The sequence below is a fragment of the Janthinobacterium sp. OK676 genome (assembly GCF_900103595.1).
Taxonomy (GTDB): domain Bacteria; phylum Pseudomonadota; class Gammaproteobacteria; order Burkholderiales; family Burkholderiaceae_D; genus Janthinobacterium.
In genome coordinates this window covers 1-13,332 of the sequence record NZ_FNHA01000025.1, presented here as the reverse complement: position 1 = coordinate 13,332, position 13,332 = coordinate 1, and the positions used below count along the sequence as shown (strand labels likewise).

13 protein-coding genes are annotated in these 13,332 nt (G+C 61.9%); 2 read left to right on the top strand and 11 right to left on the bottom strand.

Going from position 1 to position 13,332, the window contains the following annotated elements; all coding sequences use genetic code 11:
- Window positions 1–6 precede the first annotated feature (6 nt).
- Window positions 7–132, top strand: a complete 126-nt coding sequence (locus tag BLU39_RS28455) for a carbohydrate porin (RefSeq protein ID WP_251352003.1) — start codon at window positions 7–9, stop codon at window positions 130–132.
- Between the two features lie 109 nt (window positions 133–241).
- Here the strand turns inward: BLU39_RS28455 and BLU39_RS27915 are convergent, their stop codons facing one another.
- Window positions 242–2,593, bottom strand: coding sequence for a chitinase C-terminal domain-containing protein (locus tag BLU39_RS27915; protein WP_092719690.1), 2,352 nt, complete (start codon window positions 2,591–2,593; stop codon window positions 242–244).
- Between the two features lie 103 nt (window positions 2,594–2,696).
- The gene (locus BLU39_RS27910) at window positions 2,697–4,130 is read right to left on the bottom strand and encodes a glycoside hydrolase family 19 protein (RefSeq protein ID WP_254789084.1); all 1,434 of its coding nucleotides are present in this window, start codon (window positions 4,128–4,130) and stop codon (window positions 2,697–2,699) included.
- A 1-nt stretch (window position 4,131) separates the two neighbouring features.
- On the opposite strand from BLU39_RS27910, the gene BLU39_RS28450 reads away from it, so the two are divergent.
- Window positions 4,132–4,404, top strand: coding sequence for a hypothetical protein (locus BLU39_RS28450; protein ID WP_139178512.1), 273 nt, complete (start codon window positions 4,132–4,134; stop codon window positions 4,402–4,404).
- Window positions 4,405–4,429: 25 nt separating this feature from the next.
- On the opposite strand, the gene BLU39_RS27905 is transcribed toward BLU39_RS28450, so the two are convergent.
- From BLU39_RS27905 to BLU39_RS27865, 9 genes are all read right to left on the bottom strand, one after another.
- Window positions 4,430–5,047, bottom strand: a complete 618-nt coding sequence (locus BLU39_RS27905) for a SorB family sulfite dehydrogenase c-type cytochrome subunit (protein ID WP_092719685.1) — start codon at window positions 5,045–5,047, stop codon at window positions 4,430–4,432.
- Between the two features lie 10 nt (window positions 5,048–5,057).
- Window positions 5,058–6,278 carry a SorA family sulfite dehydrogenase catalytic subunit gene (locus BLU39_RS27900; RefSeq protein ID WP_092719682.1) on the bottom strand — a complete coding sequence of 407 codons (1,221 nt, stop codon included), beginning with the start codon at window positions 6,276–6,278 and terminating at the stop codon, window positions 5,058–5,060.
- Window positions 6,271–7,698 (bottom strand): amino acid permease, encoded by a 1,428-nt coding sequence (locus BLU39_RS27895; RefSeq protein ID WP_092719679.1) that lies wholly within the window; start codon window positions 7,696–7,698, stop codon window positions 6,271–6,273. Before BLU39_RS27895 ends, BLU39_RS27900 begins: the two co-directional genes overlap by 8 nt.
- Before the next feature lie 291 nt (window positions 7,699–7,989).
- Window positions 7,990–8,784 carry an ABC transporter permease subunit gene (locus BLU39_RS27890; RefSeq protein WP_058049276.1) on the bottom strand — a complete coding sequence of 265 codons (795 nt, stop codon included), beginning with the start codon at window positions 8,782–8,784 and terminating at the stop codon, window positions 7,990–7,992.
- Between the two features lie 79 nt (window positions 8,785–8,863).
- Entirely contained in the window at window positions 8,864–9,679 is an 816-nt protein-coding gene (locus BLU39_RS27885; RefSeq protein ID WP_092719699.1) for a taurine ABC transporter ATP-binding protein, read from the bottom strand.
- A gap of 84 nt (window positions 9,680–9,763) precedes the next feature.
- Entirely contained in the window at window positions 9,764–10,825 is a 1,062-nt protein-coding gene (gene tauA, locus BLU39_RS27880) for a taurine ABC transporter substrate-binding protein (RefSeq protein WP_175539443.1), read from the bottom strand.
- A gap of 119 nt (window positions 10,826–10,944) precedes the next feature.
- Entirely contained in the window at window positions 10,945–12,384 is a 1,440-nt protein-coding gene (locus BLU39_RS27875) for an NAD(P)/FAD-dependent oxidoreductase (protein WP_092719693.1), read from the bottom strand.
- A gap of 25 nt (window positions 12,385–12,409) precedes the next feature.
- Window positions 12,410–12,826 (bottom strand): nuclear transport factor 2 family protein, encoded by a 417-nt coding sequence (locus BLU39_RS27870; protein WP_092719674.1) that lies wholly within the window; start codon window positions 12,824–12,826, stop codon window positions 12,410–12,412.
- Between the two features lie 278 nt (window positions 12,827–13,104).
- A partial coding sequence (locus tag BLU39_RS27865; protein ID WP_254789083.1) for a thiamine pyrophosphate-dependent enzyme occupies window positions 13,105–13,332 on the bottom strand: 228 nt, incomplete at its 5' end.

The following is a 13,332-nucleotide window of genomic DNA, read 5'->3' as shown; positions in this document are numbered from 1 at the left end:
GCTTTCGTGACGTACGGCAAGTGGAACGATGCGGCGACCGCCTCGGTCAATGCGTCGAACAACGGCGGCCCGATCTACAACAACAATACCAGCGGTACTTCCTATGGTTTCCAGGTGGAAACCTGGTTTTAAGCTGAAACAACCCGGAAGCAAAGGCTGGGGTCAGACCCGTTGGGTCTGACCCCGAAAAAAGGGCGGAACCTCGGTTCCGCCCTTCTCTGTTTACACTGCCGGATTCAACTTACGGCAATGCCACCGGCAGTTCCGGATACTCCTGCGTCAGCGCGTACCTGGTGCCGCCCACGGTGACCGTGTAGTTGGCCGGTCCCGAGATCGGCAAGCGGTAGTTCAGGGTCAGCGCGACGGAGCCGCCCGGCGCCAGCGATTGCCAGGCGGGAATCGCAAAGCGGGCCCGGTTGTAGTTCTTCGTGAAGCCGCCGATATTGTTCGGCCCCGTGTAGCCGGCATTGATCACCGTCAAGCCGAAGCCGGACTGGTCGCTCATGTCCGACGGCGCCGACACGGGATAGTCGAATTCCACCACGGTGCCGCCCGGCAGGGTGGACGCCGTGTTGTTCTTCACCGTCATCACGGGGTTGATGGGGAAGTTGTTGTCGCCCAGCTTCCAGCCGCCCAGGGTGATGCTGACGTTGGCCGCCGTGCCCGGCATGGCGATTTCGGCGCGCTTGTTGCCGTACGCGCCAGCCGTGCGGAAAGCTTGGTACAGCACGTCCGTCAGGGTGGTGCCCATGAAATACTCGCCCTTGCCGCCATTGCGCGTGGCATCCCAGGCATAGTCGCCCGCCATTTCCCAGATCATCACGCCGCCGATATTGTTGTTGACGATGTACTGGGCCTTGGCCGCGATCGACTGCGTGGTTTCCGTGGAAATGAACACTTTCTTGGTCGCATTCCACAGCCACGGCGCCACCATGGTGCTGCTGTAGTACGGCACATAGGTGCCCACGAGCGCCTTGTCCGTGACTTTATAGGCGTCCAGGTAACTCGGCACGATACCGTTCTGCAAATTCAGCGCATGCCAGATGGGGTTGCCGCCACCTGGCGTCGGCTTGCCTTGCGAGTCGAGGTCGTACCACACGTTATCGATGCCGGTGGCCCCCATGCCGCAGGTTTTTACCCCAGCGCACGTGACCGTGGAATTGGTCAGCGCCGTCGTGCCCCACAGTCCATTCGTGCCACCCGTCACGTCCTTCCAGCCCCGCGTGTAGAACGGCACGCCGATATTGATGCGCCCCGCCTGCATGGCGCCACGGTAGTAGCGGTAGGCCCAGTCCGTGTTCAGGTAGCCGATGTTCTGGTACTGGTAGGCATTGCCGGCACGCAGTTCGCCATCGTTGCCGTCATCAAACAGCGCCGCGTTCGGTCCCACGTACTGGTTCCACGCACCGTGCAAGTCGTAGGTCATCAGGCTGGCGTAATCGAGATATTTCAATCCCGACATGTTTTCCTCGCCACGCAAGACCCAGCCCGAGGCGGAGCCGGCGATGGTGAGCAGATAGTATTTATTGTCCTGCACGGCCGCTTCGTCGAGCTTCTGGCGCAGCACTTTCAGCAGCACGTTGTAGCTCGTCATCAGGCCGGCCAGGCGCGGTTTCGAGACGGCGAAGTCGTTCGGATTGCCCGCTTCATTGTTGGTGGTCGGGTGTTCGTAATCGACGTCGACGCCATCGAAGAAGCTATATTGGCGCACGAAGGCCACCATGGAATCGGCCAGGGTGTTGATGCCGGCCGTGTTGATGCTGCCGTCCGCGTTCGTCGTGGCCGTGTAGAAGCCGCCGCTGCCGGCCCAGCCGCCCACGGAAATCATCAGTTTCACGCCCGGATACTTCTTCTTGTATTGCGCCAGCAAGTTGAAGTGGCCCTTGTACGGCAGGGACGGGTCCATGGCGGCGGCCGGCACGTTCGGCCAGGTGAGGCCCGTATCGGGATTGGCCGCACCGCTGCCGATGGCGATTTTCGACGTGGCCGGATCGACGGAGGCGAATGCGTAGTTCAGGTGGGTGATCTTGTCCCACGGCAGGTTATTCACCAGATACGTGGGGCTGCCATCGGCGCCCGTGCGCCAGCTGGCGAAATAGCCGACGATGCGCCGGTTCAAGCCATTGCCCAGCACTTCGCGGCCATTCGCGTCGTACACCTTGCAATATGGCACATTCGGCACGGCCGAGATGAGGCCGTCCGGACGGCAAGCCGTGGGGGTCGGCGTTGGCGTTGGCGTTGGTGTTGGTGTCGGCGTCGGCGTTGGTGTCGGTGTCGGTGTCGGCGTTGGGGTGGGCGTCGGTGTTGGCGTCGGGGTGGGCGTCGGCGTCGGGGTCGTATCCGTCACGGCCCACGGGCCCCACTGGTCGGCGGCGCTGGGCACATTGCCCTGCGTCCACCACTTGGCCTTGTAGGTGACACCCTGGTAAAGCACGCACTGGCCGCCCGTGTAGACGGTGGCGGCATCCCAGACGGCGCACGCTTCCACGGCGGCAAGCAAGGTGTTGGGCGTGGCGGTCGTGCCGTCCTGGCCCCCGCCGCAAGCGACGAGTACGCCGCTGAGCAGGGCCATCAATAATGCATTCGATTTCATGTTGTATTGGTCTCCGTTATGGTTTTACATCGAGAGCTGTTGCAGGCCCCTCGAGGGGCTCTTGTCAACTGTTATCCCTGGCTGGCTAGACTTGCACTTGCTGTTACTGCAACTTCACATTCCAGTTGGCTTCCACGCATTTCACGTAGTTCCCCGCCAGCAAGGCGCTGTACGGGGTTTGATAGCTGACCAGCTGGCATTGGTTCTCGCCGCCGGCGCTCCAGTTCTTTTCCCAATAGATGTTGTAGGAAGCGGAACTGGCCGGGGTGAAGCGCTGCATGTTGGCGCACGACAATTGTTCGCCGGAATAATCCCAGCCCATGTCGGCGGCAAACTGCTTGTAGTAATCGATGCGGTTTTGCGCGGCCTGCTTTTCCGTGCCCTGCCCGCACTCGGCGTTGATGATCATGATGGTGGTGGCGAAGTTATTGCCCGCCCCCGCCGTCGTGTCGGCCGCGTTCGGCACCCACGTGCCGTCAAGCACGTGCAGCATCGACGGCTTCGGCGGTTGCGGATAGACAAAGAAAAACGTGGCCGACGCCAGGTTCAGCCAGGTCGACGCCACCAGGTCCGGATTCTTCAGCAGCACGGACTGGTCGCCGTCATGCATGGCTTGCGAGAAGGGACCGTAGTTGTAGTTGTACGACAGCTGCTTGGCGCCGCGGCCAAAGTATTTCTTGAAGCTGCCATCGGCATTCTTGCCGCAGGTCCAGACCTTGTTGAAAACGGGATCGGCACACTCGACGTTGTAGCCGCAGCCGGCGCCCGTCTCGTCGCAGCCCAGTTCGCGCAAATACTTCAAGCCCTGGCGCCATTGCGGCAGCGGGCTGCTGGCGTTGTGGTCGCCCGTTTCCTGACCGAAGTGGGCGAACATGGTGGCCAGGCTGTGGCGGCAGATGGCATCCGCATTGCGCCCGTCGCTGTAGTCGTCGCACACGGCGGGGAACTTGGCCACGGCTTGCAGGAAGCGCTGATACGTGTAGCTGGCGTCGCGCGCGGCAAAATAGTAATCCCACTTGGCCGCCGGCAGCAGGCGCTCGACCCGCTTGACGTTGAGCGGATTGCTGGCCAGGCCAGGCTGCACGGCCTCGACGGCCGCATTGCCCAGGGTGCGGATCGACGCCTTGACCTTGCGGAAGAAATCGTTGTTCGTCAGCGCCGCCTCGTTGGCCTCGGCCTGGGCCCTGGTGGGGATGCCTGGCGTTGGCGTGGGTGTCGGCGTTGGCGTCGGGGTAGGCGTGGGTGTCGGAGTCGGCGTGGTGGTGTCGAGGCTCCACGGTCCCCACTGGTCGTTGTTCGGCGCCGTGCCCTGCACCCACCATTTGGCGCGATACACCTTGCCATCGTAGACGGCGCACTGGCCCGCCGTGTAGACGGCGGCGGCGCTCCAGGCAGCGCACTGATCGCTGGCGGCCGTGGCGGCCAGCAGGGTCGATGGGGCTTCGGTGGTGGAATTGCCGCCGCAAGCGAGCAGCGCGCTGCCCAGCAGGCCAGCCATCAAAGGCGAGGCCAGCCGGCTAATTTGCCGTGTCTTCACAATGTCTCCTGAACGTTATACGAAAACTATCGAAGTAGCTTTTTATGTTGTACGTAAAGAAAGCACAGTGCAGCATCGGCTTTCTGCACAGAGAATGCGACGCCCCAAATTGGTAGTCAAGTGGTTTTATATAACGGTGTTTTTTACAGTACCAGTGCTGTTGACCGCTGCATTGGCAAGCGATGCGGCGGCGAATGGAGGAGGTAAAAAAAAGCCCGCTGCGCAATGGCAGCGGGCAATACCGCGCAAGATGGGTGGGCGCAAGTGGTATTAATGGTTGGCGCGCGTCCGCGACGAATTTATCGGTTCAGCACGTACTTCGCGAGGGCCGCCGCGTCCGTCTCGCTCAGCTGGCTGAAGGGCGGCATGGGCACGGGGCCCCATTTGCCGGAACCACCGCTGCGGATGTTGGCCGCCACGGCGACGACTCCATCCTTGCCCTTGTACCTGGCCGCCACTTCCGCAAAGCCGGGACCGACCACCTTCTGGTCGAGGGCGTGGCAAGCCATGCAGCCGTTCGCCGCCAGCAAGGTTTTCACATCCTTGCCGCTGGCGGTCGTAACCGCGGCGGCCACGGGCTTGGCGACGGCGGCGGGTACGGCAGCGCCCCGCTCCGCGCCATAGGTTTTCACCAGGTAATCGACCATGGCCGGCACGTCCGCATCGTCAAACTGGGCGCCGAACGGCTTTTTCATCTTCTTGACGGTCGCTTCCCAGTAGGCGCGCGGCGAAGCGGGCGGCTGGCTCGATGCATACTGGGCCGCGTGGCACGTCATGCAGTTGCGCTGCACCAGCTGGTAGCCGGGCAATTCGCTGGGTTTGTAGGTCGCCGTTTCCGGCGGCAGCTGGATTTCCAGCGCGCCAGCGCTGCCGGCAAGCGCCAGGGCCACAGTGGCGGCAAGTGTTCTTATCTGCATTTGATTCTCCTTACACTGCCTGGATGCGCGTGGTTTCCACCACATTGCGCATATAACCCATGGGATTCCACAGGGCTTTCATGGGCTGGCTCTGGCCGACGCGGTTGACGGCGCGCACCATCAGCACGTGCTTGCCCTTGCGCGGCGCCTTCATGACCATCGTCCACTCGCGGAACGAGAAGCGTCCCAGGTCCTTGCCCAGCCTGGCTTCCTGCCACGTCTGCCCGCCGTCCACCGACACGGTCACTTCGCTGATGCCCTGGCCGCCATCAAAAGCGATGCCGCGCAGGGCCAGGTCGCGCCCCGCTTTCACCTGCGCGCCATCGTGCACGCTGGTAATGAAGGAGCGCACGTTGAGGCGGCTGATCGGCGTCGTCTTGCCCACGGGCGTGCCCGGCTCGATGAAGCCGGAGCCATTGTCGGGGATGCGGTAACCCGTGCTCATCCAGAAGCCGTCGAACGGCTTGTCGAGCACCGTGATGTCGCTCAAGTGCTTGACCCAGTAGGTGCCATAGAAGCCCGGCACGATCAGGCGCAGCGGATAGCCGTTGAGGAAAGGAATGTCCTCGCCATTCATGGCCCAGGCCAGCATCACGTCGCCGGCCATGATGTGCTCGACGGACAAGGCTTTTTGAAAGTCGGGACCGTCGCCCACTGGCGGCGTTTCCAGGCCATTGAATGCGACCTGCACGGCGCTGGCCGCGATACCGGCCTTTTCCAGCACGGTTTTCAGTGGGATACCCGTCCAGCGGGCATTGCCCATGGCGCCATTGCCCAGCTGCCCGCCGTTGGCGCGCGGCGTAAAGAAACCGCGGCTATTGCCGGAACATTGCGTCACGGCCACCACGTCGACGGGTTCGGCCAGCTGTTTCAATTCCGCCAGCGACAGCTCCAGAGGCGTCTTCACCAGACCGCCGATGCGCAGCCGGTAGCTGTCGCCATCTATGCTGGTTGGCAAGCCGCTCCAGTGGTAGCGCACGAAAAACGCGTCATTGGGCGTGATCGCCCCCTCGCTGAAGACGCTGAACGGCGTTTCCAGCTGGGGCGGACGGCTGGTCAGCAGGATCAGCGGCCGTTTCTGCGGGAAGGCCACCAGTTCACGCTCGCCGTTTTCAAACGGCAAAGTGACGGAGGCGGCCAAGGTCGGCCCCGCCACGGCGGCGGCGCCCAGGGCGGCCGTCGTGCGCAGGAAGCGGCGCCGGTTTGCGGGCGGCAAGGTCGTGTCAGACATGTTTGAGCTCCACTTTGGTTTCGTTGTCGCCGTTGCGGTCGTCGTTGACGAGTTTCTTGATGTAGTACATGACGCTCATGATGACCACGCTCAGCAGGCCGAACCAGAACGACACGCGCTGTTCCGTATCAGACGACACGCTCATGGCGCCGAGGATCACCAGCATGGCGATGATGGTGAAATAGGTCAGGTAGGGGAACAGCCACATGCGCACCTTGATGCGTTCCGGGCATTCGCGCTCGAGGCGGCGGCGCAAACGCAATTGAGATATCGCAATGAGCAGGTAGACGAACAGGATCAGGATGCCGTAGGAATTGACGATGAACGGGAATACCAGGTCGGCCGACACATACGAGACGGCAATGGCGAAGTAGGCGAACAAGGTGCTGAACAAAATGGCGCGGATCGGCACGCCATTCTTGCTCAGCTTGACCAGGCCCGTGGGGGCGTCGCCGCGGCGCGTCAGCGCGAAGATCATGCGCGACGAGGCGTACAGGCTGGAATTCAGGGCCGACAGCACGGCCGTCAAAATGATGGCGTTCATGATGTGGGCCGCGTACGGGATGTTCATGACGGTCAGGGCGCTGACGAAAGGCGTGGCGATGGCCGGCGAATCCCAGGGCACGATGCAGACGACGACGAACATGGACCCGACATAGAACATCAGCACGCGCATGACGACGGAATTGGTGGCGCGGGCGATGGCCTTGGCCGGGTCCGAAGTTTCTGCCGCGGCGATGGTGACGATCTCGGCGCCCGAATAAAAGGCCGTGGCGGCGACGGCGCCGCTGAGCACGGGGCCCCAGCCGTGGGGCATGAAGCCGCCATGGCTGGTCAAGAAACCCAGGGTCGGGATGCTGTTGGGCAAGCTGCCCGTGATGAACAGGGCGCCGACGAACAGGAAGACGACGATGGCGACGACCTTGATCGAGGCGAACCAGAATTCGAATTCGCCGAAGGCCTTGACGGAGAACAGATTGAGCACGGTCATCGACACGAGCAACACCAGGCTGATAGCCCATGAGGGCACGTCAGGCAGCCAGAAGTTGACGAGCTTGGCGCCGGCGATGGCTTCCAGGGCCACGACGACGACCCAGAAATACCAGTACATCCAGCCGCTCATGAAGCCGAGGAATTTCGACACTTTCGGCTTGTCGTCGAAAGCGAGGCGCGCATACTCGTAAAAGGAACCGACCACGGGCAGGGACGAGGCCAGCTCGCCCAGCATGCGCATGATCAGGACGACGAGGCCGCCCGTGAGCAGAAAGGACAGGATGGCGGCCGGGCCGGCGGCCTTGGCGATGACGCCGCTGCCGACAAAGAGGCCGGCGCCGATCACGCCGCCGATGGCGATCATGCTCATGTGGCGTTGCTTGAGCGAGTGCTGCAAGCCGGTACTGTTATGCGATTCGCTAATCATGTTTTGTCTCCTGAAAATCTCTGAAGCTCGGTGCGCCCTGCCTGCTGCGGCTTGTTCTTGCCACGCGGCTTTGTTTTATTTAGGCAACACCGTCAAGCAGCATCGATACATCGTGTGAATCAGTCTGGTTGGCCACATTCCATAAGTCAATCTGGAAATGCAGCGGCCCGGCGCGGCAGCCAGGGGGCAAGCGCGCTGGAGGGTAAGTACGGGGTATTGCTGAGTTATTGCTGCTTAAAAGATGGGAGCGGCGGCAACACTTGTGGCGTGCGCGCCACTCCCGGGAACGTCTTACACCTTGCCCTTCCATGGCACGAGGGTACGTTCGAGGTAACGCATCATCAAATCAAACAGGAAAGCGAAGAAGCCGATCACGATGATGCCCATGATCACGACATCGCTGGCCAGGAACTCGGAAGCGCTGAGCACCATGTAGCCCAGGCCGCGCGTGGCCGCCACCATTTCGCCGGCCACCAGGGTGGTCCAGCCTACGCCGATGCCGATGCGCATGCCGGTGAGGATTTCCGGTATCGCGGCACGCAGAATCACGTGCACGATGACCTGGAAACGGGTGGCACCCATCGAGTACGCCGCGTGGATTTGCTCCAGCGACACGGAGCTGACGCCGGCGCGGGCCGCGATGGCCATCGGCGCGAAGATGGCCAGGAAGATCAGGTAGACCTTCGAAAACTCGCCGATGCCGAACCAGATGATAACCAGTGGCAAATAAGCGAGCGGCGGCAGAGGACGGTAGAACTCGATCAAGGGATCGAAGATGCCACGCGCCACGCGGTTCACGCCCATCATCACGCCGACGGGAATGGCGAACAGGCAGGCCAGGCCAAAGGCGCCGAACACACGCACCAGACTGGCAACGGTGTGTTCCCACAAGGTGGCGCCGCCGAAACCGGTGGTCGCCGCCATGATGAATTTTTCATACACGGCTTGCGGCGACGGCAGGAACAGCGGCTTGACCATGCCGCTGGCCGTCACGCCGAACCACAACAGCAATACAGCGATGACGGTGACGGTGGCGATGCGGCTGGAATTGCCCTGCCCCGGCGCGCCGAACGCTTCGCCCGGCATGGCGCAGCGGGGGGCGAACAGGCGGCCAAAGAAGCCGGCGCGCTTGGCGGTGGCGGGAGGAAATCCCACGGCGGATGGGCTATGCATGAGACACCTCCAGCTCTTTATAGACGGCGCGCTCGTCGCCATAAATGATGTTGAGCACCGTTTCGCGCATCTTGATGAAGTCCGGGCTCGATTTCACGGCGCGCGCATCGCGGCATTCGAGGAAGCGCTTGTTGAAATCGAGTTCATACGTGTGCGTAATGCGGCCCGGACGGGGCGACATGACGATCAGCCGGTTCGCCAGGAACAGCGCCTCGTCGACGCTGTGGGTAATGAAGAAGAACATGGTGCTGGATTTGGCCCAGATATCGAGCAGCAATTCCTGGATGGTTTCACGCGTCAGCGCGTCGAGCGCCGCCATCGGTTCATCCATCAGCAGCATGGCGGGATTGCTGGTCAGCGCGCGGGCGATGCCGACCCTTTGCTGCATGCCGCCCGACAATTGATAAATCATATTGTCGTGAAAGTCCTTCAAGCCCACCAGCGCCAGGTTCTTGGCCGCCTGTTCGCGCCGCACGGCTTTAGCCACGCCTTGCAGCTTGAGGCCGAATTCCACGTTTTCCATCACGTTCAACCATGGCAGCAAGGCATGTTTCTGGAATACGACGCCACGGTCGGCGCCCGGCCCTTCCACCTTGTTGCTACCCAACATGATTTCGCCCTTGGACGGGGCGATAAAGCCCGCCATCAGGCTCAGCAAGGTAGTCTTGCCGCAGCCCGAGGCGCCCAGCGCGACGACGAAGTCGCCGCTATTGATGGTGAGATTGATATTATTTAAGGCATGTACGCGTTCACCGGCCGTCTTGCCCGGATAAATCACGCTGACATCCTTGACGTAGAGATTTTCCATCATGTGCCCCGCATAGGTGTAGTCACTTCAGTTCAACGCATTCTGTTCAGTCAGCGCGCCCGCAGGCGCGCCATCGCACAACGTTTACTTCAGCAGGCCGGCGGCCTGTGCATACCTGGGTGTCACATATTTGGCGTAATCGGGAGCCAGGGCGTCGATCTTGCCTTCCGCTTTCAGAAATTGCGCCGTGGCGAGCAAGGCTTGCGCCACGCCGCCCTTGGCGCCACCACCGAGCCAGGTGGGCGACGCCTGCTCCTGCAACGATGGGTAGGCGTACAGGGCCACGGAAGCGGCCACGTCCTTGGCGGCGGCGCCAGAATGCTTGACGTTGGCTTTCACTTGCGGGGAATCGATGGTCCACGCCTTCGGATTGGCGCGGTAGTCGGCGTCGGCCGCGGCCATCACCTTGACGAACTTGGCCATGAAGTCCGCGTTCGCTTCGCCCCAGGCGCGCTCGACGGCCATGCCGTCAAACGTGGCCTTGCCCTTCTTGCTCAGTTCGCCGGACGTGACAAGCACCTTGCCGTTTTGCTTGAGCTTGCTCAAGGCCGGGTCCCACACGAAGGCGGCGTCGATGTCGCCGCGTTCCCAGGCGGCGGCGATCTGGTTCGGCTGCATGTTGAGCAATTTCACTTCCGTGGGCTTGATGCCCCACGTTTCCAGCGCGAACATGGTGTGGAAGTGTGTGGTGGAAACAAACGGCACGGCGATCTTCTTGCCGCGCAAGTCGGTCGGCTTGGTGATGCCGGCGCCATTGCGGGCCACCATCGCTTCGGCTTCGTTGATGTCGTCGATGATCCAGAACAGCTGCAGGTCGACGCCGCGGCTGACGGCCGCCGTCAAGGGACTCGAACCGATGACGCCGATCTGCACGTCGCCGGAAGCCATGCCGGTGGCTACCTTGGCGCCCGAGTCGAACTTGCGCCAGTTGATTTTATAGCCGGTGGTTTTTTCCACTTCGCCGCTGGCGATCGCCACGAGGAAGGGACCATTGATTTCCTGGTAGGCAATCGTCACTTCCTTGCCTTGCGCAAAGGCCGCGCCGCTCGAGGCCAGGGCGACGCCCAGTACCAGGGTGCCGAGGACGGCGCGGCGCATCGTTGAAAAGACCGTTTTGCTCGGGGTTTTGCTCGTATTCGTGTTCATGTCTCACTCCAAGATTTATTGTTATGTGTGAACGTTCGGGCAATGTCTGCGCCTTGCGGAACAGGCGCCGCTGGTTGCTCTTTGTCAACCATACGGCGGCTTGGTACGGCTACTGCGATTTAAAACACTTCATCTTTCAGGTGATACCAGCGGTACAGGAAGCGCTGGCCCAGGCGGCGGAACGGGGCGAAGGCTTGCGACTCGACCAGTTCCATCATGTTCGGGTACGGCAGTTTCGAATTGAAGATCGGCAAGCCCGTGTCGCTGGCCTTGCCCGCGATGCGCTCGGCCATGCGCCGGCCCGCCTGCGCCGAGTACATGACGCCGTTGCCGCCGTAACCGAGCGAATAGAAGATCGATTGCTTCGGGTCCGGTTGCACGATGCGCGGCATCATGTCGTGGCTGACGTCGACCCAGCCCCACCACGAATAATCGATGCCGATGCCCGTCAGCGCGGGGAACTTGCGGTGCAGATCGTTGATCAAAAATTGCTTGTACTTGTCGTCCGGCGCGTCGGCGCCCGTGATGGCGCTGCGGCTGCCGATCTGCACGCGGTTGTCCGGCATCAAGCGGTAGTAGTGGCGCAAGATGCGCGTATCCGTGATCACCTGGTGGGTGCGGAAGTTGCACGCCTCGATTTCCGCCGGCGTCAATGGGCGCGTGACGAGCGAATTCGACAGAATCGGCAGCAGGCGGTTCTTCACTTGCGGATGCAGGTGCGGCGAGGTGTAGCCGCCCGTGGCCACGGCCACGGAACGGGCACGCACCACACCGCCCGGCGTTTGCAGATAATGCACGCCGTTGCGCGTTTCCCAGCCCATCACGGGGCTCGATGGATGCACCTTGGCGCCCAGCGCGCGGGCCTTGCGCAGGTAGCCGAACGCCAGCTTGCCCGCGTGGATGCCGATGCCTTCCGGCTCGTGCAGGGCGCCGGCCGCTTCCTTGTCGTCGACGAATTCGCGCTTGACGGTATCGGCGTCGAGGATGCGCGCGTCGTACTTGAAGATTTCGCGCATGACCTTGGCTTCTTTTTCCAGCGCGGGCATGGCTTTCGCCTTGTGGGCGATGTACAGGTGGCCGCCCGGCTGCGGCTCGCAATCGATGTCGGCCGTGATCTTCTTGAACGTTTGCATCGCGTCGCACACTTCCGCGTGCAGTTTCAGGGCCGTGTCCATGCCGTAGCGGGCGATCCACTGCGAGCGCTTCAGGCGGCCCGTCGTGCATTGCGCCTGGCCGCCGTTGCGCGTGCTGCAGCCCCAGCTGACCCGGTTCGCTTCCAGCACGGTGGCCTTGATGCCGTGTTCCTGGGCCAAAAAGATGGCGCAGGACAAGCCCGTGAAGCCGGAGCCGATGATGGCCACGTCGACATCGATATCATGCGTGATGGGGCCGTCGTCGGCGGGTGGCTCGCCGGCCGTGCCGATCCAGTAGGTGGGCGCGTAGGCATTGCCGTGGCCGGGGCGCTGGGCCACCAGCGGATCGTAGGCGGGATCGTAGGACGTGCGGGCGGCGGTGCTGGTGCCCAATACGTCAGATGGGGTGTCGACAGGTTTGTTCATGATCATTCCCGGTGAACGTGCTGGCTCAGGCTTTGTTGCCGGTAGCGACCGGTGGGCGATCCTTGCGGAAGGCATTTTTTACTGCGATCTTGCCGTCGCGGAAAGTGAAGATGTCGACCATGCGCGCTTCGATGCGCGTGCCGTCCGCCTTGGTGCCGGCAAACGTCGACTCCGTCACGCCGCGCTGGCCGCTGACAAAGTGTTCTGGATTGAGCCAGGCGGCGTCAGGGAAGGTTTGCCAGGCCAGTTCGAAGCCGGCGCGCACGGCGTCGCGGCCGACAAAACTCTTGCCCAGCAGATCAGGGCCGGCCACGGCATGGAATTCGCAATCGTCGGCCATGGCGGCCATCAGGGCGTCGATATCGTGGCGGTTCCAGGCATCGCCGAACGCTTGCAAAAAGTCGATGGTGACGGCGTCGGTGTGCGGTACAGGGTGGTTCATGGTGGTCTCCGTAAATCGTTTTTGATACGCTACGTTCCGTTTTTTGTCTTTTATTGAATTTAAGCCTTAAGCATGGCCTTGTCAAATCAAATAATCCAAAAAACGGGACGCCTTGTATTCTTTAATGAAATTATGATGTTTCCGTGACAATCTGTGAGAATTTCGTCACAACGCTGTGTCGGATTACGCCGGGCCGAGGCCCGGCTAATCCGACCTACGCGCATGCCGTGGCGTAGGTTGGATTAGCCTGAAAGGCGTAATCCAACAACCCCATCACATCAAACGTAGTCTTTATACTTGTCCAGATGCCGCACCGGTTTGCTCAGCGCATCGCGGCGGAACGGGTCGCCCAGCTCGCGCGTGCACATGATTTCAATGATGGTCGTCTTGCCTTCATTCATCTGCATGTCGATGGCCTTCTTCAAGGCCGGACCCACGTCTTCCAGCTTGTCGACCGTGATGCCTTCGGCGCCCATGGCGCGCGCGATCTCGGCGAAACTCTGGTT